Annotated in this window: 25 protein-coding genes; 7 read left to right on the top strand and 18 right to left on the bottom strand. The window is 70.6% G+C overall.

From position 1 onward, the window contains the following. Positions 1-105: 105 nt before the first annotated feature. The 8 genes from ABZU52_RS19630 to ABZU52_RS19595 all read right to left on the bottom strand — a co-directional run bounded on the left by ABZU52_RS19630 (position 106) and on the right by ABZU52_RS19595 (position 7,025). The gene (locus ABZU52_RS19630) at positions 106-594 is read right to left on the bottom strand and encodes a metal-sulfur cluster assembly factor (RefSeq protein WP_354972432.1); all 489 of its coding nucleotides are present in this window, start codon (positions 592-594) and stop codon (positions 106-108) included. A gap of 76 nt (positions 595-670) precedes the next feature. After that, positions 671-1,144, bottom strand: coding sequence for a Fe-S cluster assembly sulfur transfer protein SufU (gene sufU, locus ABZU52_RS19625; protein WP_354972431.1), 474 nt, complete (start codon positions 1,142-1,144; stop codon positions 671-673). Beyond that, a complete protein-coding gene (locus tag ABZU52_RS19620; protein WP_354972430.1) occupies positions 1,144-2,478 on the bottom strand; it encodes a cysteine desulfurase in 1,335 nt (444 codons plus the stop codon). The genes sufU and ABZU52_RS19620 overlap by 1 nt, the downstream gene beginning before the upstream one ends. Before the next feature lie 20 nt (positions 2,479-2,498). Continuing rightward, a complete protein-coding gene (gene sufC, locus ABZU52_RS19615; protein ID WP_354972429.1) occupies positions 2,499-3,272 on the bottom strand; it encodes a Fe-S cluster assembly ATPase SufC in 774 nt (257 codons plus the stop codon). After that, positions 3,272-3,598: a non-heme iron oxygenase ferredoxin subunit gene (locus ABZU52_RS19610; protein WP_354972428.1), complete on the bottom strand. Its 327-nt coding sequence runs from the start codon at positions 3,596-3,598 to the stop codon at positions 3,272-3,274. The genes sufC and ABZU52_RS19610 overlap by 1 nt, the downstream gene beginning before the upstream one ends. Then, complete coding sequence (sufD, locus tag ABZU52_RS19605; RefSeq protein ID WP_354972427.1) at positions 3,598-4,797, bottom strand: Fe-S cluster assembly protein SufD; 1,200 nt, start codon at positions 4,795-4,797, stop codon at positions 3,598-3,600. Before sufD ends, ABZU52_RS19610 begins: the two co-directional genes overlap by 1 nt. Positions 4,798-4,854: 57 nt before the next feature. Then, a complete protein-coding gene (gene sufB / locus ABZU52_RS19600; protein ID WP_091403689.1) occupies positions 4,855-6,285 on the bottom strand; it encodes a Fe-S cluster assembly protein SufB in 1,431 nt (476 codons plus the stop codon). Continuing rightward, the gene (locus ABZU52_RS19595; protein ID WP_354972435.1) at positions 6,282-7,025 is read right to left on the bottom strand and encodes an ArsR family transcriptional regulator; all 744 of its coding nucleotides are present in this window, start codon (positions 7,023-7,025) and stop codon (positions 6,282-6,284) included. The genes sufB and ABZU52_RS19595 overlap by 4 nt, the downstream gene beginning before the upstream one ends. Before the next feature lie 154 nt (positions 7,026-7,179). Between ABZU52_RS19595 and ABZU52_RS19590 the strand changes: the two genes are divergently transcribed. Further along, a complete protein-coding gene (locus ABZU52_RS19590) occupies positions 7,180-8,145 on the top strand; it encodes a COX15/CtaA family protein (RefSeq protein WP_354972426.1) in 966 nt (321 codons plus the stop codon). 1,093 nt (positions 8,146-9,238) lie between these two features. Here the strand turns inward: ABZU52_RS19590 and ABZU52_RS19585 are convergent. The 4 genes from ABZU52_RS19585 to ABZU52_RS19570 all read right to left on the bottom strand — a co-directional run bounded on the left by ABZU52_RS19585 (position 9,239) and on the right by ABZU52_RS19570 (position 11,888). Beyond that, positions 9,239-10,159, bottom strand: coding sequence for a hypothetical protein (locus ABZU52_RS19585; RefSeq protein ID WP_354972425.1), 921 nt, complete (start codon positions 10,157-10,159; stop codon positions 9,239-9,241). A 14-nt stretch (positions 10,160-10,173) separates the two neighbouring features. After that, positions 10,174-10,509 (bottom strand): hypothetical protein, encoded by a 336-nt coding sequence (locus ABZU52_RS19580; RefSeq protein WP_030491570.1) that lies wholly within the window; start codon positions 10,507-10,509, stop codon positions 10,174-10,176. A 242-nt stretch (positions 10,510-10,751) separates the two neighbouring features. Next, a complete protein-coding gene (locus ABZU52_RS19575) occupies positions 10,752-10,889 on the bottom strand; it encodes a hypothetical protein (protein ID WP_354972424.1) in 138 nt (45 codons plus the stop codon). Positions 10,890-10,934: 45 nt separating this feature from the next. Then, positions 10,935-11,888, bottom strand: a complete 954-nt coding sequence (locus ABZU52_RS19570; protein WP_354972423.1) for a heme o synthase — start codon at positions 11,886-11,888, stop codon at positions 10,935-10,937. A gap of 266 nt (positions 11,889-12,154) precedes the next feature. On the opposite strand from ABZU52_RS19570, the gene tkt reads away from it, so the two are divergent. The 6 genes from tkt (at position 12,155) to pgl (ending at position 20,676) form a co-directional block, all read left to right on the top strand. Next, positions 12,155-14,293: a transketolase gene (tkt, locus tag ABZU52_RS19565; protein ID WP_354972422.1), complete on the top strand. Its 2,139-nt coding sequence runs from the start codon at positions 12,155-12,157 to the stop codon at positions 14,291-14,293. Between the two features lie 15 nt (positions 14,294-14,308). Beyond that, positions 14,309-15,484, top strand: a complete 1,176-nt coding sequence (tal, locus tag ABZU52_RS19560) for a transaldolase (RefSeq protein WP_354972421.1) — start codon at positions 14,309-14,311, stop codon at positions 15,482-15,484. Between the two features lie 76 nt (positions 15,485-15,560). After that, on the top strand, positions 15,561-17,210 hold the full coding sequence (locus ABZU52_RS19555) for a glucose-6-phosphate isomerase (protein WP_354972420.1): 1,650 nt from the start codon (positions 15,561-15,563) through the stop codon (positions 17,208-17,210). A gap of 23 nt (positions 17,211-17,233) precedes the next feature. Further along, the gene (zwf, locus tag ABZU52_RS19550; RefSeq protein ID WP_354972434.1) at positions 17,234-18,748 is read left to right on the top strand and encodes a glucose-6-phosphate dehydrogenase; all 1,515 of its coding nucleotides are present in this window, start codon (positions 17,234-17,236) and stop codon (positions 18,746-18,748) included. Further along, positions 18,745-19,761 (top strand): glucose-6-phosphate dehydrogenase assembly protein OpcA, encoded by a 1,017-nt coding sequence (locus ABZU52_RS19545; RefSeq protein WP_354972419.1) that lies wholly within the window; start codon positions 18,745-18,747, stop codon positions 19,759-19,761. The genes zwf and ABZU52_RS19545 overlap by 4 nt, the downstream gene beginning before the upstream one ends. A 144-nt stretch (positions 19,762-19,905) precedes the next feature. Continuing rightward, a complete protein-coding gene (pgl, locus tag ABZU52_RS19540; RefSeq protein ID WP_354972418.1) occupies positions 19,906-20,676 on the top strand; it encodes a 6-phosphogluconolactonase in 771 nt (256 codons plus the stop codon). An 11-nt stretch (positions 20,677-20,687) separates the two neighbouring features. On the opposite strand, the gene ABZU52_RS19535 is transcribed toward pgl, so the two are convergent. The 6 genes from ABZU52_RS19535 to whiA all read right to left on the bottom strand — a co-directional run bounded on the left by ABZU52_RS19535 (position 20,688) and on the right by whiA (position 25,767). Next, a complete protein-coding gene (locus tag ABZU52_RS19535) occupies positions 20,688-21,029 on the bottom strand; it encodes an RNA polymerase-binding protein RbpA (RefSeq protein ID WP_354972417.1) in 342 nt (113 codons plus the stop codon). 140 nt (positions 21,030-21,169) lie between these two features. Beyond that, a complete protein-coding gene (secG, locus tag ABZU52_RS19530; RefSeq protein WP_238661170.1) occupies positions 21,170-21,430 on the bottom strand; it encodes a preprotein translocase subunit SecG in 261 nt (86 codons plus the stop codon). A gap of 96 nt (positions 21,431-21,526) precedes the next feature. Further along, on the bottom strand, positions 21,527-22,318 hold the full coding sequence (tpiA, locus tag ABZU52_RS19525) for a triose-phosphate isomerase (protein ID WP_354972416.1): 792 nt from the start codon (positions 22,316-22,318) through the stop codon (positions 21,527-21,529). After that, positions 22,319-23,518 carry a phosphoglycerate kinase gene (locus ABZU52_RS19520; protein WP_354972415.1) on the bottom strand — a complete coding sequence of 400 codons (1,200 nt, stop codon included), beginning with the start codon at positions 23,516-23,518 and terminating at the stop codon, positions 22,319-22,321. Continuing rightward, entirely contained in the window at positions 23,515-24,519 is a 1,005-nt protein-coding gene (gene gap / locus ABZU52_RS19515; RefSeq protein WP_354972414.1) for a type I glyceraldehyde-3-phosphate dehydrogenase, read from the bottom strand. Before gap ends, ABZU52_RS19520 begins: the two co-directional genes overlap by 4 nt. A 267-nt stretch (positions 24,520-24,786) precedes the next feature. Beyond that, positions 24,787-25,767 (bottom strand): DNA-binding protein WhiA, encoded by a 981-nt coding sequence (whiA, locus tag ABZU52_RS19510; protein WP_030337350.1) that lies wholly within the window; start codon positions 25,765-25,767, stop codon positions 24,787-24,789. Positions 25,768-25,809: the final 42 nt, after the last annotated feature.

The following is a 25,809-nucleotide window of genomic DNA, read 5'->3' as shown; positions in this document are numbered from 1 at the left end:
ACAATCACTCCCGCTACCTTTGGGTTCAAGTTTTGATACACGTGGTGTTAAACGGGATGGAGGGCGGAACGTGCCGGGGTGCCGCGCTCGATGACGTGGTTCGGGTCAGACGTTGAAGCCGAGGGAGCGGAGCTGGTCCCGACCCTCGTCAGTGATCTTGTCTGGGCCCCACGGCGGGAGCCACACCCAGTTGATCCGGATGTCGTTGACCAGGCCGCCGCCGGGGCCGGTGGTCAGCGCCTGCCGGGTCTGGTCCTCGATGACGTCGGTCAGCGGGCAGGCCGCCGAGGTGAGCGTCATGTCCAGGGTGGCGACGTTCTCGTCGTCGACGTGTACGCCGTACACGAGGCCCAGGTCGACCACGTTGATGCCGAGCTCCGGGTCGACGACGTCCTTCATCGCCTCCTCGATGTCGGCGATCATGGCCTTGCTGACGCCGACGCCGTCCGCCGGGGCGGTAGCATCGCCGACAGCCGGGGCGGCAGCATCGCCGACAGCCGGGGCGGCAGCATCGCTGGTCACCGCATCGGTCTGCGCCACGACTGCGTCGCCGGCCTCCGGCGTCGCCGCAGTAGCCGTATTCTCGCTGCTCATGCCGTCTCTCCGTTTCGCTCCGTGACGCCATGAGACATCATCGCGCCGCACCACTGACTCGCTCGCTGACGCTCGCTCATGCCTTCACCTCCGGGCTCACACCCACACCGGCGCGTGCCGCGGCGTCCTTGAACGCCATCCACGGCAGCAGCGCGCACTTGACCCGGGCGGGGTAACGGGCCACACCCGCGAAAGCAACCCCGTCACCGAGCACGTCCTCGTCCGGCGTGACCTGGCCACGTCCGGACATCAACTCCACGAACGCCTCGTGCACCTCGAATGCTTCCCCAGCGCCCCGCCCGCGCAGCAACTCGTGCAGCACGCTCGCCGAGGCCTGGCTGATCGAGCAGCCCATCCCGTCGTACGAGATGTCGTGCAGCACCGTGCCGTCGGTGGCCACCCGGACGGTGACCTCGTCACCGCAGGTGGGGTTGACGTGGTGCGCCTCCGCGACCCGGTCGGCCGGGTCGTCGGCGTCGCGCAGGCCACGCCCGTGCGGGTGCTTGTAGTGGTCCAGGATGATCTCCTGGTAGAGCTGGTCGAGCTGCATCAGTCGAACACCTTCCGCACCTGCTCCAGACCGGCCACCAGAGCGTCGATCTCTTCGGTGGTGGTGTAGAGGTAGAACGAGGCCCGGGTCATGGCCGGGACGCCGAACCGGCTGCACACCGGCTTGGCACAGTGGTGGCCGACCCGCACCTGCACGCCGAGCGAGTCGAGCACCTGACCCACGTCGTGCGGGTGCACGTCACCCAGCGCGAACGAGATGGTGCCGCCCCGACCCACCGGCACGGTCGGGCCGAAGATCCGCAGGTCGGGCACCGAGCCGAGAGCGTCCAGCGCGTACGCCGTCAGCTCCTTCTCGTGCCACTGGATGGCCGCCATGCCGACGCCGGTGAGGTAGTCGACCGCCGCACCGAGCGCGACCGCCTCGGCGATCGGCGGGGTGCCCGCCTCGAAGCGGGCCGGCGGCGCGGCGAACGTCGAGCGGGCCATGGTGACCGTCTCGATCATCGAGCCGCCGCCCATCACCGGCGGCATCGCCGCCAGCAGCTCACCCCGGCCCCAGAGCACTCCGATGCCGGTCGGGCCGCACATCTTGTGGCCGGTGAAGACGATGTAGTCGGCGTCCAGGTCGACCACGTCGATGGGCAGGTGCGGCACGGACTGCGAGCAGTCCAGCAGCAGCAGCGCGCCCACCTCACGGACCCGCGCAGTGATCCGGGAGGTCGCGTTGACAGTGCCGAGGATGTTGGACGTGTGCACCAGCGAGACGATCTTCGTCCGTTCGGTGACCAGGTCCTCCAGGCCCGACTCGTCCAGCCGACCCTGGTCGGTGACCGGGAACCAGCGCAGGGTCGCGCCGGTCCGCTCGCAGAGCAGCTGCCACGGGACGATGTTCGAGTGGTGCTCCATCTCGGAGATCACCACCTCGTCGCCCGGACCGAGCCGGAACCGGTCGTCCGTCTCGCGGGACGGAGCAGCCAGCGGAGAGGCGTCCGGGCGCAGCGAGGCGTTCGAGAAGGCGTACGCCACGATGTTGATCGCCTCGGTGGAGTTCTTGGTGAACACCACCTCGTCGACACTCGGCGCGTGAATGAACGCGGCGACCTTCGCACGCGCCCCCTCGTACGCCTCGGTGGCCTCGGTGCCCAGGGTGTGCACCGAGCGCGACACGTTGGCGTTGTGCCGCGCGTAGTGCTCGTCGAGCACGTCGAGCACCTGCCGGGGTTTGTGCGAGGTGTTGGCGCTGTCGAGGTAGACCAGCGGGTGGCCGTTGATCTCCCGATCGAGGATCGGGAAGTCGGCGCGTACCCGGGCCACGTCGAAACGCGGCACGTCGTCGTACTGCGGCATCCCCGAAGGGATCGCGATGCTGGTCATCTCGGCGGCGCCTCTCCCGCTCAGGCCTTGGCCGTGCCGGCCCCGGCGGCGTACCGCTCGTAGCCCTCGGCCTCAAGCTTGTCGGCCAGCTCCGGGCCGCCCTGCTCGACGATCCGGCCGGCCACGAAGACGTGCACGAAGTCCGGCTTGATGTAGCGCAGGATCCGGGTGTAGTGGGTGATCAGCAGCACGCCGGTGTCGCCGGTGTCGCGGACCCGGTTGACGCCCTCGCTGACCACGCGCAGCGCGTCCACGTCGAGGCCGGAGTCGGTCTCGTCGAGGATCGCGATCTTCGGCTTGAGCAGCTCCAGCTGGACGATCTCGTGCCGCTTCTTCTCACCACCGGAGAAGCCCTCGTTGACGTTGCGCTGGGCGAACGCCGGGTCCATCTGGAGGCGCTCCATCGCGCCGCGCAGCTCGCCGCCCCAGGTGCGCAGCTTCGGCGCCTCGCCGTCGATGGCGGTCTTGGCGGTACGCAGGAAGTTCGCCACCGAGACGCCGGGCACCTCGACCGGGTACTGCATGGCCAGGAAGAGGCCGGCGCGGGCGCGCTCGTCGACCGTCATGGCCAGCACGTCCTGACCGTCGAGGGTCACCGTGCCGCCGGTGATCTCGTACTTGGGGTGACCGGCGATCGAGTACGCCAGGGTGGACTTGCCGGAACCGTTCGGGCCCATGATCGCGTGGGTACTTCCCGAATTAACCGTCAGGTCTACCCCATACAGGATCGGCTTGAGCTCACCCTCGGGCAGCTTGACCGACACCTTCAGGTCGCGGATCTCCAGGGTGCTCATTATCGGGTCACTCCATTACTCGGCGTCAGACTGAGGTAGATGTCGCCGTCGCGGACTTCGACGGGGTAGACGGGGACGGGTTCGGTGGCGGGCAGCCCGGTCGGCTCACCGGTGCGCAGGTCGAAGCGCGAGCCGTGCAGCCAACACTCGAGGGTGCAGCCGTCGACCTCACCCTCGGAGAGCGCGACCGAGGCGTGCGAGCACTCGTCGTACGCGGCGTAGAACTGCCCGTCCTCGCCGTGCACCAGGGCGACCGGGGTGCCGTCGACGTCCGCGCTGATCGCGGTGCCCTTCGGCACGTCCTCGGTCGAGCAGATGCGGATCATCAGGCGCCCGCCTTGGCCAGCCGGGCCTCGATCGCGTCACCGAGGCTCTCGCGCAGCGACTCCACCGGGATCTTGTTGATCAGCTCGGCGAAGAAGCCGCGGACCACCAGACGGCGGGCCTCGCCCTCCGGGATGCCCCGGGCCATCAGGTAGAACAGCTGCTCGTCGTCGAAGCGGCCGGTTGCGCTGGCGTGGCCGGCGCCGGCGATCTCGCCGGTCTCGATCTCCAGATTGGGTACGGAGTCCGCCCGTGCGCCATCGGTGAGCAGCAGGTTCCGGTTGATCTCGTACGTGTCGGTGCCGGTCGCCTCGGCCCGGATGAGCACGTCGCCCACCCAGACGGTGTGCGCGCTCTCGCCCTGCAGGGCGCCCCGGTAGCCGACGTAGCTGCGGCAGTCCGGAACGCTGTGGTCGACCAGCTGCCGGTGCTCCAGGTGCTGGCCGGAGTCGGCGAAGTAGACGCCGTACAGTTCGGCCTCGCCGCCCCGCCCGGTGTACTCCACGCTGGTGAACTGCCGGACCAGGTCGCCACCCAGGGACACCTGGATGTGGATGACCTTGGCGTCCCGGCCCAGCTTGATCTTCAGGTGCTGGGCCTGGACCGCGTCGTCGGCCCAGTCGGCGACCGTGACCAGCGTCAGCTTCGCGCCGTCGGCCACGGCGACCTCGACGTTGTCGGCCAGGGTGGCCGAGCCGACGTGCTCCAGCACCACCGTCGCCTCGGCGAACCGGCCCACCTCGATGAAGGTGTGACCGAACACCGGCTGCTCGACACCCTCGCCGACCACCCGCAGCCGGACCGCCTCGCCGAGCACCACGTCGGACGCGACCCGCAGCAGCAGGGCGTCGGCGGCGGCACCGTAGGCCAGCGCGCTGACCCGGTCGACCGGAGTCAACACGCTGCCGATCCGCTCGTCGTCCCGGCCGACCCGGGTGATGGCGACGCCCTCGGGCAGGTCACCGTACTCGTGGCGGAGCACGCCAATCGCGGCCGGCGCCTCGTCCGACGACTCCAGCTCGGCGCGGCTGGCGCCGCGCGGCGACCTGGAGCCGTCGCTGGTCAGGCCGCGGAGGCGCTTGAGCGGGGTGAAACGCCACTCCTCCTCCAGGCCGGTGAGGGCCGGGAAGTCGGCGACGTCGTACGAGCGCAGCGCCTGCGACTTGGTGCTGGGCGGCGGCGCGGAAGCCTGGGTAGTCATTTCTTCCTTGGTCTGTTCAACGACGACGGTGTCAGGTGCTCGGTAAGGCGGGCGGCATCAGCCGACCGCGCCCTCCATCTGAAGCTCGATCAGACGGTTGAGCTCCAGGGCGTACTCCATCGGGAGTTCCTTGGCGATCGGCTCGATGAAGCCGCGCACGATCATGGCCATCGCCTCGTCCTCGCTCAGGCCCCGGCTCATCAGGTAGAAGAGCTGGTCGTCGCTGATCTTGGAGACGGTCGCCTCGTGCCCCATCGACACGTCGTCCTCGCGGATGTCGACGTACGGGTAGGTGTCCGAGCGGGAGATGGTGTCGACCAGCAGCGCGTCGCACTTGACCGTGCTGCGGCTGTGGTGCGAACCCTCCAGCACCTGAACCAGGCCGCGGTACGAGGTGCGGCCGCCGCCACGGGCGATCGACTTCGACACGATGGTGCTGCTCGTGTGGGGGGCGGCGTGCACCATCTTGGCGCCGGCGTCCTGGTGCTGACCCTCGCCGGCCATCGCCACCGAGAGCACCTCGCCCTTGGCGTGCTCGCCGGTCATGTAGACCGCCGGGTACTTCATGGTCACCTTGGAGCCGATGTTGCCGTCGACCCACTCCATGGTCGCGCCCTCGTGGCAGACGGCGCGCTTGGTGACCAGGTTGTAGACGTTGTTCGACCAGTTCTGGATGGTCGTGTACCGGCAGCGCGCGTTCTTCTTGACGATGATCTCCACGACCGCGCTGTGCAGCGAGTCGGAGGAGTAGAGCGGCGCGGTGCAGCCCTCGACGTAGTGCACGTACGCACCCTCGTCGACGATGATCAGCGTCCGCTCGAACTGGCCCATGTTCTCCGTGTTGATCCGGAAGTAGGCCTGCAGCGGGATCTCGACCTGCACGCCCTTCGGCACGTAGATGAACGAACCACCGGACCACACGGAGGTGTTCAGGGCCGCGAACTTGTTGTCGCCGACCGGGATCACCGTGCCGAAGTACTCCTTGAAGACGTCCTCGTGCTCGCGCAGCGCCGTGTCGGTGTCCAGGAAGAGGACGCCCTGCTCCTCAAGGTCCTCACGGATCTTGTGGTAGACGACCTCCGACTCGTACTGCGCCGCGACACCGGCGACCAGCCGCTGCTTCTCCGCCTCCGGGATGCCCAGCCGGTCGTAGGTGTTCTTGATGTCCTCGGGCAGGTCCTCCCAGCTGGTGGCCTGCTTCTCGGTCGACCGCACGAAGTACTTGATGTTGTCGAAGTCGATCCCGGTGAGGTCCGCGCCCCAGGCCGGCATCGGCTTGCGGCCGAACAGCCGCAGACCCTTCAGCCGCAGGTCGAGCATCCACGCCGGTTCGTTCTTCTTGGCCGAGATGTCCCGCACCACCGCCTCGTTGATGCCGCGCTGGGCGACCGCCCCGGCGGCGTCCGGGTCGGACCAGCCGTACTCGTACCGGCCCAGGGCGGCGAGCTGCTCTTCCTGGGTCAGGGGCTGGACGATCTGCTCGGTCATCTATCTGTCCTCACAGTGGTTACGGGATTACCGGATTGAGCGCGGCCCGGCTGGGTCGGGATGTGCGTGGTGCACACCCCGTCGCCGTGCGCGATGGTGGCCAGACGCTGCACGTGAGTGCCGACCAGACGGGAGATAACCGCGGTCTCGGCCTCGCACAGCTGGGGAAACTCGGCGGCCACGTGCGCCACCGGGCAGTGGTGCTGACAGAGCTGGCCGCCGGAGGCGATCGTGGTCGCATTGGCAGCGTAACCCTCGGCGGTGAGCGCGGCGGCGAGTGCCTCGGCTCGGGCCAGAGGGTCCTCGCCGGCGTCCTCCATGGCCGTCCGACAACGGGACTCGAGGGCGGACACCTGCTCGGTGGCGAACGCCTCGACCGCGCCCGAGCCACCGCTGCGGGCGATCCACCGCAGCGCGGCGGTGGCCATGTTGTCGTAGTGGTGTGTGCCACAACGGACCCGGGCGGCCTCGGTCAACAGGAACACCTTGGCCGGGCGACCCCGACCTCGACTGCCCTGCACGGTCTGCTCGCGGGCGTACACGTCACCGTCCGCGAGCATTGCGTCCAGGTGCCGGCGGATCGCCGCCGGGCTGAGCCCGAGCGCCGCGCCGAGCTGCGCGGCGGTGGTGGCACCCTGCTCCAGCAGCAACTGGGTGACCCGATCCCGGGTGGAGATCTCGGCCGCCGCCGGCCCGGCCAGGCCGGCCGACGTGGTCACGGCGGACGCGGAGGCAGACACACCGAGGGCCGGTACGGCCGTCGGTTGGTGCCCGGAGAGCGCCGCCGCGTTTTTCACAACGCCAACGTTACGTAATTACCCGGAGGGTCGCAAACCCGGGCCCGGTGATCCGAACCACCGAGCCCACGGAGTCGGACGAACCTCGATCACTACGGTGCGTAGGATTTGCGCCGTGAACCGAATCGTCCGTCCGGTCTCCGGCATCCTGCTGCGCCGCCTCGCGCTCGCCTCGATCATCGCGAACGTGGGCATCGTCGTCACCGGCGGGGCCGTCCGGTTGACCGCCTCGGGCCTCGGCTGCCCCACCTGGCCCCGGTGCACCGACGCGTCGTACGTCACCACGTCCGAGATGGGCATGCACGGGGTGATCGAGTTCGGCAACCGGATGCTGACCTTCGCCGTGGGCCTCATCGCGCTGGCCACCGTGCTGGCCGTACTGGCCCACCGGCCGCGCCGACCCGGGCTCCTCGCGCTGGCCGTCGCCGTGTTCCTGGGCATCCCCGCCCAAGCGGTGGTCGGCGGCATCACCGTGCTCACCAACCTCAACCCCTGGGTGGTCGGGCTGCACTTCCTCGCCTCGATGGCGGTGATCGCCGCCGCGTACGCCCTCTGGCGGCGAATCGGCGACCTCGACGGCCCGGCCGTGGCCGTGGTGCCCGCGCCGCTGCGCACGCTGGCTCGGATCACCACCGGCGTCAGCGTCGCGGTGCTGGTCATCGGCACCTGGGTCACCGGCAGCGGCCCGCACGCCGGTGACCACGGCGCCGCCCGCAACGGTCTGGACCCGGAGTCGATCTCCCAGGTGCACGCCGACGCGGTCTTCCTACTGATCGGTCTCTCGGTGGCGCTGATCTTCGCGTTCCGCGCCGTCGGTGCGCAGCGGGCCACCCGCGCCGCGATCATCCTGCTCGCCGTCGAGTTGAGTCAGGGCCTGATCGGCTTCGTGCAGTACTTCACCCACGTGCCGGCACTCCTGGTCGGCGCACACATGCTCGGCTCCTGCCTGGTGCTGCTGGCCACCCTCTCGGTGCAGTGGTCCACCCGGGAACGCCGCCCGGTCGCACCGGCCCCCCAGGCCGCCCCGACCGACGCCGCCACCCCCGTACCAGTCACCGCCTGACCGCCCGACCGCCCGGCCGCCTGGTCCGGGCCGCCCGGCCGCCTGACCGCCCAGCCGCCTGCCCGCTTGATCCGGTCCGCCGGCCGCCTGACCGCCCAGCCGCCCGACCGCCCAGCCGCCTGACCGCCCGGCCGCCTGACCGCTTGATCCGGTCCGCCGGCCGCCTGACCGTCCGACCGCCGGGCCGCCCGACCGCCCAGCCGCCTGACCGCCCGGCCGCCTGACCGCTTGGTCCGGGCCGCTGGCCGCCCGCGCGCCCCGCGCCCCGCGCCCCGCGCCCCGCGTCAAGATCTCCGCAACTTCCCGGATGTTGCTGCCTCCGACACGGCGGGAGACAGCAACATCCCCGATGCTGCGCGGATCTTGACGGCGGAAACCGCGCTGAGAGATTGGGAGCGGGGTTTGGGGCATTCAGCGCCGCCAAGATCGTGCTCGAACCAGGATGTAGTGGCCTCACCGAGGCCCCGACACCACTACAACCAGGACAGCACCGTCGCGTTAGCGCTGTGGCCGGCGGGTCAACCCGTGCTCGCGAAGGGGCTCCTGGTCGACCGTAGGTGGAGCGAGAAGATCGCGCCGATCGTGCGGTTTCGGTTGTCGACATGGGGTGGAATGCGGCTTGTGTCGGGACAGAGGTTGCAAGGTCGCGGAACAGGGGCAGCGCGGGCGCGGCGATCATGCAGTTGTGGTGCCAGGATTGGCGGTTTACGGGCGTTTTGTTGCCCACCACAACTGCATGATCGGCGAGGTGGCGCCGGTTGACGAACAGCCGTTCCGCCTAACGCAATGGCGTTGACAACCAGGATGTTGCGCGATCTTGCCGGCGCGGACGTTCCTCGAAGTCCCAAGATCCGCGCAACATCGGGGAAAGTGCTGGGTGCTGGCGTGTTGAGGCAGCAACTTCCCCGAAGTTGCTCGGATCTTGGCGCTGGCGCCCGGTTGCGCCGCAGGGCCGCAGGGCCGCAGGGCCGCAGGGCCGCAGGGCCGCAGCCGCAGCGCCAGCGCGGTCACGCCGCGGTGGCGCTGCGGCGGCGACGGCACGCGCAGCTGAGGGGGACGGCTGTTGGTGCGTGGGGCTTGTGGTGGGAGGGGGTCAGGGGATGCGGGTCAGGTGGGTGGTGATCGCGGTGGCGAGGCGGTCGGGGGCTCCGTCCGCGTACCCGATGAAGAGCGACGGCTCGGTGAGCTCCAGTTCGACCAGGACCGGCTCGCCGTCCGGGCCGGAAATCAGGTCGACCCGGGCGTAGAGCAGTTGTCGGGTGCCGCCGGGTACCGCCGCGAGGGTCCGCTCGGCCACCGCCAGCTGTTCGGGTCGGGCGGCGCGGGCGGTGATCTCTTCGGCCTTGCAGAGCCCGTCCGGGCCGAGGTCCGGCCCGGTCAGCATCGGACCCTTGCGGATCGCGTGGCTGAACGTGAGCCCGTCCGGGCCGGCCAGGAAGAGCAGTGCTGTCTCGCCCTCGGTGTCGACGGCACGCAGGTACGGCTGGACCATGGTCACCCGCCCGGCCGTGGAGAGCCGGTGAACGTGCGCGGTGGCCAGGTCCCGGTGCTGCGGGTCGGCCAGGTCGTACCGGCCGGTGTCCTGGCTGCCGGCGCTGACGGCGGGCTTGAGCACGTACTCGCCGGTGTCGGCGGGCAGCTGCCAGCTCTCCCCCGGCTCGATCCACGTTGTCGGTACGGTCGGCACCCCGGCGGCGCTCAGCTCGGCGAGGTAGCGCTTGTCGGTGTTCCAGCGGACCACGTCGGCTGGGTTGACCAGCGCCGGAACGGTGGCTGCCCAGGACACGAACTCGTCGCGGCGGAGCGCGTAGTCCCAGGGTGAGCGGAGCACGACCAGGTCGTAGGAGGACCAGTCGACGTCTGGGTCGTCCCAGACGACGGTCTGGACGGCGACGCCACGGGCCGCGAGCGGGGCGAGGACCAGCCGGTCGTCCGGGTCGAGGTCGGCCAGGTCGGTGCAGGTGACGAGAGCGACCCGGGGTTCCCCCCGGGTCGACTGGTGATGGGTGGTCAATTCAGCTCTCTATCTCAACGGGCCATCGTGCGCCGGGCCATCGACCGCCAGAGGTCGTTGCTCGGACGCATCTGGTCCATCAGTTCACGCTCCCAAGCGTTCTCGACGGTGACTCCCGCCTTGGCGCACGCCTCCCGGGCGGTGACGGTGTCGTCGGCGAACTGGTCGCCCCACTCACCGTCGGAACCCACCAGGACGATCCGTGCGCCACGCTTGCCGACGTACTCGATGACCGCCTTCGCGCCGCCGTGTCCGGCTGCGAACGCCTTGAGGCCCGCGACCAGGCCGTGGGGCGCCTGCTCGCCGGCGGTCTGCTCGGCCGTCAGCGTCGTATCGGAACCATCTGCCATGACGCGAAGCCTAAGCAGAGTTGCACTCCGTCGGTCGAGAACCATGAACCTTTTGTGATGCCAATTACCTACAGGTTTAAGGATGAGCACAGGTTTGCTGTCCGGTTATTTACCGACTTTTGCGCTCAAAGCACGTCGGCAAATCGCCCGTCAACCACCCCGGGTTGAGCCGATCGGACTCATGCTGAAAGTTACTCTGATGTGACGTTAAACCGAGACAACTCATCCACGTCCATGATTAGTCAGTAGATCATCGGCACCGCCGAGCACAGCCCGGTGCCGAGGCGCGCGAGCAGCGCAGAAACCGCCAGACCGAGCCGCAGCATGAAGGCCGACGACGCAACGGCCGACACCGACGGCAACAGGACGGGCAGCGGCACTGGGTCAGACCCGACGGGCACGGCCGAAGCGACCGGCGGTACGGCTCAGATCAGCGCGTCGAGCGCGACGGCCACGAAGACGATCGTCAGGTATGTGGTGGACCAGTGGAACAGTCGCATCGGCTTGACCGCCTCGCCGCGCGTCGCACGCCGGCACAGCCGGTGTGCCTCGACCACGAAGATGGCACCCACCACCAGGGTCGGCACCCCGTAGATCGCGCTGAGCCCCAGCGGCCAGACGGCCAGGGAGGTGAGCACGGTGAGCCACGCGAAGATCAGGATCTCGGCGTTCACCCGGCGGATCGAGGCCACTACCGGCAGCATCGGGATGCCGGCCCGGGCGTAGTCGTCCTTGTACTTCATGGCGAGCGGGTAGAAGTGCGGCATCTGCCAGAAGAAGACCACCGCGAAGAGCCCCCAGGCGGCCGGCGCCAGTGAGCCGGTCACCGCCGCCCACCCGATCAGCACCGGCGCCGCCCCGCAGGCGCCGCCCCAGAAGGTGTTCGTCGGGGTGGAGCGCTTGAGCCACAGGGTGTAGATGACGTCGTAGTAGATGATCGCGGCGAGGGTGAGCGCGGCGGCCAGCAGGTTGGTGAACGCCGCCATCAGGGCGACCGACACCGCCGCCAGCACCAGACCGAAGATCAGCGCGCTGCGCGGCGACACGGTGTGCGCCGGCAGCGGCCGACGCTTGGTACGCCGCATCAGCTGGTCGATGTCACGGTCGATGTAGCAGTTGAGCACGCTGGCCGCGCCGGCGGCGAGCGAGCCGCCGATCAGCACGACGGCCATCAGCCACAGCGACGGCAGCCCGCCCTCGGCGAGCATCATCGCCGGGATGGTGGTGACCAGCAGCAACTCGACGATCCGCGGCTTGGTGAGGGCCACGTACGCGGAGAGGACCGCGCGTACGTCCCGCCGGGCCACCGGGCCCTCGGCCGCCCGCGCCGGGTGTTGCCCGGCCGGGTTGCTCGCGGGGCGCTCGGTGATCATGCTCACGGATTGCCACCTTCCGGCATCAGGCGGGGGGAGATCGGATCGGCCGGGACCGCATCGGTCCACATACCGCCCCACACACTACGCGTCGTCGTTTTAGCTGCCCGGCCGACCCGACAACGGTGCGGGCCGTCACACCACCGGGTTGAACCGAGCATCCGGATGGTCACGTACCGCACACCATGCACAGATCCGTGGGCGCACGTTTAGGGACGCTCGATAAGGTCATCGGTGAGGGTTCCGCCCATCTGCCGAGGAGCACAACCATCGTGGCTGTTAAACGACCCGAGCACTCCGCACTGAACTGGTCCGACCTCGATCGCCGGGCCGTAGATACGGTCCGCGTGCTGGCCATGGACGCCGTAGAGAAATCCGGCAACGGCCACCCGGGCACCGCGATGAGCCTCGCGCCCGCGGCGTACCTCCTCTTCAACCGCGTCATGCGGCACAACCCGGCCGACCCGAACTGGCCCGGCCGCGACCGGTTCGTCCTCTCCGCCGGGCACTCCAGCCTGACGCTCTACATCCAGCTGTTCCTCTCCGGCTATCCGCTGAGCCTGGACGACCTGAAGTCGTTGCGGCAGTGGGGCTCGCAGACGCCGGGGCACCCCGAGCACGGGCACACGCCGGGCGTGGAGACCACCACCGGCCCGCTCGGACAGGGTCTGGGCAACGCGGTCGGCATGGCCATGGCGGCCCGCCGCGAGCGCGGCCTGTTCGACCCCGAGGCCGAGCCCGGCGCGTCCGTCTTCGACCACGACATCTGGTGCATCGTCTCCGACGGCGACATCGAGGAGGGCATCAGCCACGAGGCCAGCGCCCTCGCCGGGCACCAGCAGCTGGGCAACCTCACGGTGATCTACGACGACAACGAGATCTCCATCGAGGACGACACCCGGATCGCGAAGAGCGAGGACGTGGCCGCCCGCTACGAGGCGTACGGCTGGCACGTGCAGACCGTCGACTGGCGCAGCGGCGACGCCGACCAGGGCGACTACCACGAGGACGCCGAGGCGCTGTACGCGGCGCTGGTGGCCGCCCGCGCGGAGACCGCCCGCCCCTCCTTCATCGCGTTGCGCACCATCATCGGCTGGCCCGCCCCCAACAAGCAGAACACCGGCAAGATCCACGGTTCGGCGCTCGGCGCCGACGAGGTGAAGGCCACCAAGCGGATCCTCGGCTTCGACCCGGAGCAGACCTTCCAGGTCGACGAGGAGGTGCTCGGCCACGCCCGCACGGTGATGGGCCGCGGCGACAAGGCCGAGCAAGAGTGGACGACCGCGTTCGACGCCTGGAAGAAGGCCAACCCGGAGCGCGCCGCGCTCTACGAGCGGCTGGCTGGCCGCGTACTCCCCGACGGCTGGACCGACGCGTTGCCGGTGTTCCCCGCGGACGCCAAGGGGGTGGCCACCCGGGCCGCGTCCGGCAAGGTGCTGGAGGCGCTCGCGCCGGTGCTCCCGGAGCTGTGGGGCGGCTCGGCCGACCTGGCCGAGAGCAACAACACCACCATGAAGGGCGAGCCGTCGTTCATCCCGGCCGCGCACGCCACCAAGGACTTCCCCGGTCACGAGTACGGCCGCACGCTGCACTTCGGCATCCGTGAGCACGCCATGGGCGCGATCCTCAACGGCATCGCCCTGCACGGCGGCACCCGCCCGTACGGCGGCACGTTCCTGGTGTTCAGCGACTACATGCGCCCGTCGGTACGGCTGGCCGCGCTGATGAAGCTGCCGGTGACGTACGTCTGGACGCACGACTCGATCGGCCTGGGCGAGGACGGCCCGACCCACCAGCCGGTGGAGCACCTGACCGCGCTGCGGGCCATCCCGGGCCTGGACGTGGTCCGTCCGGCGGACGCCAACGAGACGGTGTGGGCCTGGCGGCAGGCGCTGGAGCACACCGACCGGCCGACCGCGCTGGCGCTGAGCCGCCAGCCGCTGCCGACCCTGGACCGGGAGGTCCTGGGTGACGTGGCCGGCGTGGCCAAGGGCGGCTACGTGCTGGCCGAGGCGTCCAACGGCAAGCCCCAGGTGATCATCATCGGCACCGGCTCCGAGGTGCAGCTCGCCCTGACCGCCCGGGAGCGGCTGGAGGCCGACGGCACGCCGACCCGGGTCGTCTCGATGCCCTGCCAGGAGTGGTTCTACGAGCAGGATGAGGCGTACCGGGAGTCGGTGCTCCCGCGCGGGGTAAAGGCACGGGTGAGCGTGGAGGCGGGCATCGCGATGTCCTGGCGCGGCGTCGTCGGTGACCTGGGCGAGAGCGTCAGCATCGAGCACTACGGCGCGAGCGCCCCGCACACCGTGCTCTTCGAGCAGTTCGGGTTCACCCCCGACCGGATCGTGGCGGCGGCACACGCCTCGCTGGCCCGGGTGGGCGACATCACCGGTTTCACGACCGGCAACTGAGGGAGCGTGGACGGCATGACCGACAAGCTGAATGAGCTCACCGCCGCGGGTGTGGCGGTCTGGCTCGACGATCTTTCCCGGGTGCGGTTGAGCTCGGGCGGGCTGGACCAGCTGCGCCGCGAGAAGCACGTGGCCGGTGTCACCACCAACCCGACGATCTTCGCGAAGGCGCTGAGCGACGCCGACGAGTACAACTGGCAGCTGCGCGACCTCGCCATCCGTGGGGTGGACGTGGAAGAGGCCGTGCGGATGCTCACCACGTACGACGTACGGTGGGCCTGCGACGTGATGCGCCCGTCGTACGACGGCAGCGACGGTGTCGACGGCCGCGTCTCGATCGAGGTGGACCCGCGCAGCGCGCACGACGCGGACAAGACCGTCGCCGAGGCCAAGGCCCTGTGGTGGCTTGTCGACCGACCCAACCTCTACATCAAGATCCCGGCCACCGAGGAGGGCCTGTCGGCCATCACCGACACCCTCGCCGAGGGGATCAGCGTCAACGTGACGCTGATCTTCGGTCTGGACCGCTACTCGGCGGTCATGGAGGCGTTCCTGGCCGGTCTGGAGCAGGCCAAGGCCAACGGCCACGACCTGTCGAAGATCGGCTCCGTCGCGTCGTTCTTCGTCTCCCGGGTCGACAGCGAGGTCGACAAGCGGCTGGAGAAGATCGGCTCGGACCAGGCCAAGGCCCTGAAGGGCAAGGCCGCCGTCGCGAACGCCCAGCTGGCGTACGAGCGCTACACCGAGGTGTTCTCCTCGGACCGCTGGAAGGCGCTCGCCGTCGCCGGCGCGCACCCGCAGCGGCCGCTGTGGGCGTCCACATCGACGAAGAACCCGGACTACCGGGACGTCATCTACGTCGAGGAGCTGATCGCCCCCGGCACGGTCAACACCATGCCGGAGTCGGTCATCCACGCGTACGCCGATCACGGTGAGACGCGCGCCGACACCATCACCGGCGCCTACGACGCGGCCCGGAAGGTCTTCGCCGACCTGGAGGCGGTCGGGGTGGACATGGCCGACGTGATCGCCACCCTGGAGCGCGAGGGCGTGGAGAAGTTCGAGGCCAGCTGGCAGGAGCTGCTCGACGGGGTCCGCAAGTCCCTGGAGGCCGCCGCGAAGGGCACTGGTGCTCCGAACAAGGCCGCCAAGGGCAACGCCAACGCCGCCGAGAAGGCCGGTGGCGCATGAGTGAGCGCAGCGAGCGAATCAGCAGGCTCAGTGCCACGGTGCCTCATGACGGCACGCAGCGAAGCGGAGTGACGGCATGAGTGACCTTCTTGCTGGGCCGGTGGAGGCAGCCGCCGGGCTCTCCGTGTACGGGGCGGACGCGGTCGACAAGTCCGCGCCCGCGTCGACCCGGGACGCGCTGGTCAGGGCCGGCGTCCCGGGCAGACTGGCGGGCAAGGACGCGAGCCTGTGGGGTCCGGACGCCGAGGCCGAGGCGAAGGTCCGGCTGGGCTGGGTGGACACCCACCGGCGCAGCCGCGAGCTGCTCGTGCAGTTGGCCGAGTTGACCGCGGAGCTGGCCGACCTGGATCACGTGGTGCTCGCCGGCATGGGCGGCTCGTCGCTCGCGCCCGAGGTGATCACCCGGACGCTGGGACGCCCGCTGACCGTGCTGGACACCACCGACCCGGGCCAGGTCCGGGCGGCGCTCGGTGACCGGCTGGAGCGCACCGTCGTGGTGGTCGCCAGCAAGTCCGGGTCGACGGTGGAGACCGACAGCCACCGGCGCGCGTACTGGCAGGCGTTCCTGGACGCCGGGATGACCGAGGCGGAGGCCGGCCGGCACTTCGTCATCGTCACCGACCCGGGTTCGCCGCTGGAGGCCACCGCGGCCGAGATGGGCGCGTTCACCGTGCTCGCCGACCCGAACGTCGGCGGCCGGTACTCGGCGCTGACCGCGTTCGGTCTGGTGCCGTCGGCGCTGGCCGGGGTCGAGGTCGCGGAGCTGCTCGACCAGGCGGACGCGCTGTCCACGTCGCTCGGCGCGGACCAGAACAACCCGGCGTTGGCGCTGGGCGCCGCGCTGGGCGCCGCGGCCACGCTGGCCCGGGACAAGGTCGCCCTGGTCTCGGACGGCACCGGCATCGACGGGCTCGGTGACTGGGCCGAGCAGCTGATCGCCGAGTCGACCGGCAAGGCCGGCGTGGGCATTCTGCCGGTGGTGGTGGAGTCCCCGCAGAGCCCCGGTGCCACCGGCACGGACGTGCTGACCGTCAGCTACGGCGGCGCGCTGGCCCCCGGTGACGTGCCGGGCGGCGGCACCGCGCCGGACGTGGCCGTCAACGGCCCGCTGGGCGCGCAGTTCCTGGCCTGGGAGTACGCCACCGCGGTGGCCGGCGTGGTGCTCGGGATCGACCCGTTCAACCAGCCGAACGTCACCGAGTCCAAGGAGAACACCAACAAGATCCTGGCCTCGGGTCTGCCGGCGGAGACGCCGTCGTTCACCGAGGGCGCGATCGAGGTGTACGCCCCGCAGGGCGCACCCGGGGACCTGGCCGGTGTGCTGCGCTGGCTGCTCGACGGGCTGGGCGACGACGGTTACCTCGCGGTGATGGCGTACCTCGACCGGTTCGCCGACGCCGACGCGGCCCGGCTGCGGCCGCTGCTGGCCGAGGCGAGTGGCCGGCCGGTCACCTTCGGCTGGGGTCCCCGGTTCCTGCACTCGACCGGCCAGTACCACAAGGGTGGTCCGCAGGTGGGTAGCTTCCTCCAGGTGACCGGCGCGGTCACCGAGGACCTGGCGGTGCCGGGCAAGCCGTACACCTTCGGTGAGCTGCAGGCGGCGCAGGCCGCCGGGGACCGGCAGGCCCTCGCCGGTCGGAAGCGGCCCTTGCTGCGGTTGCACCTGACCGACCGGGCCGTCGGGGTCGCCCAACTGCTCGACGCGGCCGGCCAGCTGCGCACGTGAGGACGGACGACGTGACCCAAGGCGTGAACCCGCTGCGCGACCCGCAGGACCGCCGGTTGCCCCGGATCCCCGAGCCCTGCGCTCTGGTGATCTTCGGGGTGACCGGCGACCTGGCCCGCAAGAAGCTGCTCCCTGCGGTCTACGACCTGGCCAACCGCGGGCTGTTGCCGCCCGGCTTCGTGGTGCTCGGTTTCGCGCGCCGCGACTGGGGTGACGGCGACTTCGAGACGTTGGCCTGCGAGGCTGCCCGCAAGCACGCTCGTACCCCGTGGCGGGACGAGGTGTGGGCGCGGCTGGCCGGCAACATCAAGTTCGTCGGCGGGTCGTTCGACGACGACGCCGCCTTCGACCAGCTCGCGGCGACGCTGGACGATCTGCGCCAGACGCACGGCATCGCCGGCAACGCGGCGTTCTACTTCTCCATCCCGCCGGCCGCGTTCCCGGTGGTGCTCAAGCAGCTGGCCCGCACCGGGATGGCCGACAACGACAAGTCCGGCGGTTGGCGTCGGGTCGTGGTGGAGAAGCCGTTCGGCAACGACCTGCCCTCGGCAAAGGCGCTCAACGACCTCGTCGACGACGTGTTCACCCGGGAGGACGTCTTCCGGATCGACCACTACCTGGGTAAGGAAACGGTTCAGAACATCCTCGCCCTGCGGTTCGCCAACAACCTGTTCGAGCCGCTGTGGAACTCCAAGTACGTCGACTCGGTGCAGATCACCATGGCCGAGGATGTCGGCATCGGCAGCCGCGCCGGCTTCTACGACACGGTCGGCACCGCCCGCGACGTCCTGCAGAACCACCTCCTCCAGCTCCTCGCCCTGGTCGCGATGGAGGAGCCGACCAGCTTCGACGCCGACGAGATCCGGGCCGAGAAGCTGAAGGTGCTCAAGGCCATCACCCTGCCCAAGGACGTCGCCCGGGACACCGTCCGCGGCCAGTACCTGCCCGGCTGGGTGGGCGGCGAGCGCGCGGTCGGCTACCGGGAGGAGCAGGACGTACCCCCCGACTCCAAGACGGAGACGTACGTGGCGGTGCGCCTCGGCATCCAGAACCGCCGCTGGGCGGAGGTGCCGTTCTACATCCGGGCCGGCAAGCGACTCCCCCGGCGGGTCACCGAGGTCGCCATCATCTTCAAGAAGGCGCCGCACCTGCCGTTCAACGACGCCGACATGGAGTCGTTGGGCAACAACCAGCTGGTCATCCGGGTGCAGCCGGACGAGGGCGTGGTGCTCAAGTTCGGCTCGAAGGTGCCGGGCACGACCATGGAGGTCCGCGACATCGCGATGGACTTCCAGTACGGCGAGGCGTTCACCGAGTCCAGTCCCGAGGCGTACGAGCGGCTGGTCCTGGACGTGCTGATCGGCGACCGGACCCTGTTCCCGGACGCGGCCGAGGTCGAGCAGAGCTGGCAGGCGATCGACCCGCTGGAGCACGCCTGGGCGGGCACCGAGCCGGAGCCGTACCGGGCCGGCGAGTGGGGCCCACGGGCCGCCGACGAGATGCTGGCCCGCGAGGGCCGCGCCTGGAGACGAGCATGATCGGGCTGTGGGACACCACCGGCAACGAGGTGGTCAAGGCGCTCGCCGCTGAGCGGCGCAGCGCCGGCGGGGTGGCCAGCGGCATGGCTCTCACCCTCATCGTGGTGGTGGACGAGAAGCGGGTCCGGGAGGCGGAGGCCGCGGCGACGATCGCCGCCGCCGCGCACCCGTGCCGGCTCCTGGTGGTGGTGCGCTCGGAGATCGAGCGGGACCGCAACCGACTGGACGCGGAGATCGTGGTGGGTGGCCGGCTCGGCCCGTGCGAGGCGGTGGTCACCCGGATGTACGGCCGGCTGGCCCTGCACGCCGAGTCGGTCGTCATGCCGCTGCTCGTTCCGGACGTACCGGTGGTCACCTGGTGGCACGGCGAGCCGCCGGCGGAGATCGCCACCGACTTCCTCGGGGTGGTGGCCGACCGGAGGATCACCGACTCCGCGCAGGCCGCCGACCCGGTGGAGGCGCTGCGGCAGCGTGCCCGGGACTACGCCCCGGGCGACACCGACCTGGCATGGACCCGGATCACCCCGTGGCGCACCCTGGTCGCCGGGGCGTTCGACACCACAAGCGCCCAGGTCACCGAGGCGACCATCGTCGCGCCACCCACCGACCCGACGGCGGCGCTGATGGCCGGTTGGCTGTCCAGCCGGCTCGGTATCAACCCCCGCCGGGTGGACAGCAACGAGTTCCCTCGGATGCGGGAGGTGCAGCTCAGCTGCGCCAACGGCGACCAGCTGACGCTGACCCGCGAGGACAGCATGGCGGTGTTCCGGCGGACCGGCCAGGACGACCGGGCCCTGCCGCTGGTGCGCCGCCCGCTCGGCGACGAGCTGGCCGAGGAGCTGCGCCGGCTGGACGCCGACCAGGTGTACGCGGAGGCGCTGGGCGCGACGGTCGGGCTACGCGGCCTGGAGCAGCGCCCCGCGCAGCGGGTGCACGTCTGGAAGGATCCGGCCACCGCGCAGCGCGCCGAGGCCGGGGTCACCGCGCATACCGGCACGAGCGGCGAGGGCTGAGCCCAGCCGGGGCACGACGTCAGGCAGGGCCGGTACGCACCGGCCCTGCCCCGCAATCTCCGGGGTTTCCGCCCCACCACCTCGGGCACACCGCCCCGGGGCACGACAGCGACCGCACCGCGGTCGGGAAACGAAGGCGCAACCATGAGTGAGGCGAGTGTCGCCGTCCACGCCGACGCCGACCTGCTGGCGCAGGCCGTGGCGGCCCGGTTGCTGGTGAAGCTGCTCGACGCCCAGGCCGACCGGGGGGAAGCCTCGGTGGTGCTCACCGGCGGGCGGGTCGCCGCGGCCGTGTACCTGGCGGTGGCGAACCTGCCGGCCCGCGACGCGGTGGACTGGTCCCGGGTCGACGTGTGGTGGGGCGACGAACGGTTCCTGCCCGCCGGTGATCCGGACCGCAACGAGACCCAGGCCCGCGCCGCCCTGCTGGACGTGGTGCCGCTGGACCCGGCCCGGGTGCACCCGATGCCGGCCTCGGACGGCCCGGCCGGCAACGACCCCGAGGCGGCGGCTGCCACGTACGCGGAGGAGTTGGCCCGCGCCGCCCGTCCCGGGCACGCCACTCTGCCGCACTTCGACGTGCTGATGCTGGGCGTCGGCGAGGACGGCCACGTGGCCTCGGTCTTCCCCGAGCACCCGGTCGGCTACGAGACCCGGCCGGTCAGCGCGGTGCGGGGCAGCCCCAAGCCGCCGCCGACGCGGACCACGCTCACCCTGCCGGCGATCAACACGGCCGAGGAGGTCTGGTTGGTGGCCGCCGGGGCCGACAAGGCTCGCGCGGTGGGCATGGCGTTGGCCGGCGCCGGGCCGGTGCAGTTGCCGGCGGCCGGCGTGCACGGCGTGCACCGCACCCGCTGGCTGCTGGACCGGGCGGCGGCAGCTGACGTACCGGCGAAGCTGCGCAGCCTGCGCTGAGCGCGGCTCCGCTACTCGCCGCGCCGGCGACGCAGAGCGGCGAGCGCCTCGTTCAGCAGGGCCTCGCCCTCCTCGGCGGTGCGCCGCTCCTTCACGTACGCCAGATGGCTCTTGTACGGTTCGGCGCGGACCCGGCCCGGCGGGTTCTGGGCGTCCCGGCCGGCGGGCAGGCCGCAGCGGGGGCAGTCCCACAGGGGTGGCGGCTCGACGTCCGCGGCGATCCGGATGTCGACCCGGTGGTCGTTACGGCACCAGTAGGTGACGTCCTGTCGGGGGGCGGGTTGGTGCCGCTCGTCCGGGCGCATGGGTGCGGACCCGACCCGGGCTCCCCGGATAACGTTGCCACTCGGCACGGCTGCTCGCTCCTGTCGTCGGAGGGGACCCGCCGTCTTCGGGGGTTGAGCGGCGGGCGACGCGGTGCAGCGGAGAAAAGCCTGCGCGCGGCCCGTCGGGTGACGAACCGCGCGCAGATTGTACGACTTACTGAGCCTGCTCAGGCGCCGCTGTTCATCTGGAGGCGCAGCCAGAGCCCGAGCCCGATGATCGCGGCAAACCAGACGACGCTCACCAGAACGGTGTAGCGGTCCAGGTTCTTCTCCGCGACCGAGGAGCCGGCGAGGCTGGAGCTGACGCCACCGCCGAACATGCTCGACAGACCGCCGCCCTTGCCGCGGTGCAGCAGGATCAGCATGGTGAGCAGAATGCTCGTGATGACCAGCAACACGATCAACGTGTATGCGAACCAGATCGGCATGGCTTGGGTCAGTTCCTCTCGTAGCGATCCTCGCCCGGTCTGATCGGGCACGGCGGCACCGACCGGCGGACGGGCGGTGTCCAGGATACCGAGCGATCAGCGGGCGAGGTGCTCCGGGAACCGGCAGATCTGAGCGAATTCCTCCGCGTCCAGGCTGGCGCCCCCCACCAGGCCCCCGTCCACGTCCGGTTGGGCCATGATCGAGGCGACGTTGGACGCCTTGACCGAGCCGCCGTAGAGGACCCGAACCTGGTCGGCGGTCTCCTGGCCGAAGCGCTCCGCCAGCCGCTGCCGCACCGCCCCACAGACCTCCTGGGCGTCGTCCGGGGTCGCGGTCTTGCCCGTGCCGATCGCCCAGACCGGCTCGTACGCGATCACGACCTGCCGCACCTGCTCGGGGGTGAGCCCGGCGAGGCCCCCGTCGAGCTGGTCGGAGCAGTGCGCCACGTGGGTGCCCTGCTCGCGCACGTCGAGCCCCTCCCCCACGCACAGGATCGGGGTCAGGCCGTGCGTGAGCGCCGCCTTCACCTTCGCGTTGACCAGCGCGTCGTCCTCGTGGTGGTAGGCCCGCCGCTCGGAGTGCCCGACCACCACGTAGGTGCAGCCGAGCTTGGCCAGCATCGGCCCGGAGATGTCCCCGGTGTACGCGCCCGCCGTGTGCGGGGAGAGGTCCTGCCCGCCGTAGCCGATCAGCAGCTTGTCGCCGTCCACCGCGGTCTGCACGGTCCGCAGGGCGGTGAAGGGCGGCAGCACGACCGTCTCGACCTCGGTGAGCTGCTTCTCGGTGAGGCTGGCCGCCAGCTTCTGCACCAGCAGGTTGGCCTCAAGGTGGTTGAGGTTCATCTTCCAGTTGCCGGCCATCAACGGCCGGCGGGTGGTGCTCGACATTCAGTTCTCCAGGGCCGCGATGCCGGGGAGGGTCTTGCCCTCGAGGTATTCCAGGGAGGCGCCACCACCGGTGGAGATGTGCCCGAACGACGACTCGTCCAGCCCCAGGGCACGGACCGCCGCTGCGCTGTCACCGCCGCCGACGACGCTGAACGCGTCGGCCTTGGTGATCGCCTCGGCGACCCCCCGGGTGCCCGCCGCGAAGGCCGGCATCTCGAACACGCCCATCGGGCCGTTCCAGAAGATCGTCTTCGCCTGGGACAGCGCGGCGGCGAAGCCGGCAACCGTCTCCGGGCCGATGTCCAGACCCAGCCGGTGACTCGGAATGCCGTCGACCCGGACCGTGTCATGCGCCGCGTCCGGGGCGAACGCGTCCGCGACCACCACGTCGACCGGGAGCATGATCTTGCCGCCGGACCGCTCCAGCAGGTTGCGGCAGGTCTCGACCATGTCCTTCTCCAGCAACGAGGTGCCCACCTCCAGGCCCTGGGCCTTGAGGAAGGTGAAGCACATCCCGCCACCGATGAGCAGCCGGTCGACAGTGGGCAGCAGAGCCTCGATCACGGCGAGCTTGTCGGACACCTTCGACCCACCGAGCACCACCACGTACGGGCGCTCCGGGTCACCGGTGAGCTTGGAGAGGACCTCGACCTCACGCAGCACCAGCCGGCCCGCGACGTGCGGCAACCGGGCCGGCACGTCGAAGACGCTGGCGTGCTTGCGGTGCACGGCACCGAACGCGTCGTCCACGTACGCGTCGCCGAACGACGCGAGCTGGTCGGCGAAGGCACCCCGCTCGGCGTCGTCCTTGCTGGTCTCACCGGCGTTGAAACGCAGGTTCTCCAGCAGGGCGACCTGGCCGTCGGCCAGGTCCGCGACGGTGGAGCGGGCGGAGTCACCGACGGTGTCGGTGGCGAAGTGCACCGGCGCGCCGAGCAGCTCACCGAGCCGCCCGGCGACCGGGCCCAGGCTGAACTGCGGGTCCGGAGCGCCCTTCGGGCGGCCCAGGTGCGAACAGACGACCACCTTCGCGCCGGCCTCGACCAGCGCGCCGAGGGTCGGCAGCACCGCGCGGATGCGCCCATCGTCAGTGATCGCGCCGGTCTGCTTGTCGAGCGGGACGTTCAGGTCGGCGCGCACCAGCACGCGCCGACCCGACACCCCCTCGGCGAGCAGGTCGTCGAGGGTCCGGATGCTCACAGCGACGAACCGACCAGCTTGACGAGGTCAACGAGCCGGTTGGAGTAGCCCCACTCGTTGTCGTACCAGCCGACGACCTTGACCTGGTTGCCGACGACCTTGGTCAGCGGCGCGTCGAAGATGCACGACGCCGGGTCGGTCACGATGTCGGTGGAGACGATCGGGTCCTCGTTGTAGACCAGGATGCCCTTGAGCGGGCCGTCCGCGGCGGCCTTCAGCGCGGCGTTGACCTCGTCCACGGTGGTCTCACGACCCACGTTGACGGTGAGGTCGGTGACCGAACCGGTCGGGATCGGCACCCGCAGTGCGTACCCGTCGAGCTTGCCCTTGAGGTCCGGCAGGACCAGGCCGATCGCCTTGGCGGCGCCGGTCGAGGTCGGCACGATGTTCAGCGCGGCGGCGCGGGCCCGACGCAGGTCCGAGTGCGGCGCGTCCTGGAGGTTCTGGTCCTGGGTGTACGCGTGGATCGTCGTCATCAGACCGTGCTGGATGCCGAACGTGTCGTGCAGGACCTTCGCCATCGGGGCGAGGCAGTTGGTGGTGCACGAGGCGTTGGAGATGATGGTGTGCTTCGCCGGGTCGTAGGTGTCGTGGTTGACACCCATGACGACGGTGACGTCCTCGTTCTTCGCCGGAGCGGAGATGATGACCTTCTTGGCCCCGCCGTCGATGTGCGCCCTCGCCTTGGTGCCATCGGTGAAGAAGCCGGTCGACTCGATGACGACGTCGGCGCCGACCTCGCCCCACGGCAGCTTCGACGGGTCCTTCTCGGCGTACGCCTTGATGGTCTTGCCACCGACAGTGATCTCGTCGGCGGTGGCCTTGACCTCGTACGGCAGGCGACCGAGGATGCTGTCGTACTTGATCAGGTGGGCGAGCGTGCCGTTGTCGGTCAGGTCGTTCACCGCCACGACCTCGACGTCGGCGTCAGACGCCAGCACTGCCCGGAAGAAGTTACGGCCGATTCGGCCGAAGCCGTTGATGCCAACCCGGATGGTCACAGGTCCCATCTCCTCGCGTTCTGGTCCGCCGGCTTCAGACAACGGGCCGGCGGGAATGGTGTGCGCCGACCGTTGGAGCCGGCCGTCGACGGTTCATCTCGGCCACCCCGCCGCGCGGTCTGAGGACCTGACCGCCCGAGGCGGTGGGCACGACGAGAGGTGCCGGGTGTCGGCCCCCTTGCCGTACTCAGCGACCTTATCCGAGCGCGCGAGACCACGCTGCGCCGGGTCGCGCTCCCGGGCGCACCGTGCGGCCCCACCGTCCTATCAGACCACGAGCATGTCGGGCGTGACGGCCGCTTCGGTATCCGGGATGCCAAGGTCGCGGGCCCGCTTGTCGGCCAGCGCCAGGAGCCGGCGGATCCGCCCCGCGATGGCGTCCTTGGTCAGCGGGGGGTCGGCCAGCGCGCCCAACTCCTCCAGCGACGCCTGCCGGTGCTCCAGGCGCAACCGCCCGGCGTCGGTCAGGTGGTTGGGCGCCTCGTCGGCGAGGATCTCCAGCGCGCGGGTGACCCGGGCGGCGGCGGCCACCGCAGCCCGCGCCGAACGGCGCAGGTTGGCGTCGTCGAAGTTGGCGAGCCGGTTGGCGGTGGCCCGCACCTCGCGGCGTACCCGGCGCTCCTCCCAGGCCAGCACGCTGGAGTGCGCGCCGATCCGGGTGAGCAGCGCGGCGATCGCGTCCCCGTCCTTGACGACCACCCGGTCCACCCCGCGTACCTCGCGGTTCTTCGCGGTGATGCCGATCCGGCGGGCCGCGCCGACCAGCGCCAACGCCGACTCCGGCCCCGGGCAGGTGATCTCCAGCGCGCTGGACCGGCCGGGCTCGGTGAGCGAGCCGTGCGCCATGAACGCGCCCCGCCACGCGGAGACCGCGCAGCAGACGTTCGCCGCCACCACGTGCGGGGGCAGCCCGCGCACCGGGCGGCCCCGCACGTCGAGCAGACCGGTCTGCCGCGCCAGGGCCTCGCCGTCCTTGACCACCCGCACGATGAAGTGGCTGCCCTTGCGCAGCCCACCGGAGGCCAGCACGTGGATCTCACTGGGGTAGCCGTAAACCTCGGCGATCTCCCGGCGCAGCCGCCGGGCAACCGCCCCGGTGTCCAGTTCAGCCTCCACCACCACACGGCCGGAGACGATGTGCAGCCCGCCGGCGAAGCGCAGCAGCGCGGCCATCTCCGCCCGCCGGCAGCAGGGCTTGGGCACGTCGACCCGACTCAGCTCGTCCTTGACCGCGGCCGTCATCGCCATTGTGCGTCCCCTCACGGACCTGTTCCGGCGTGTCGCCGGAGA

The sequence above is a fragment of the Micromonospora sp. NPDC005220 genome (genome assembly GCF_040607895.1).
Classification (GTDB): Bacteria; Actinomycetota; Actinomycetes; order Mycobacteriales; family Micromonosporaceae; genus Micromonospora.
The sequence above is the reverse complement of the archived record's forward strand: the minus strand, read 5'-3'. Positions and strand labels throughout refer to the sequence as shown.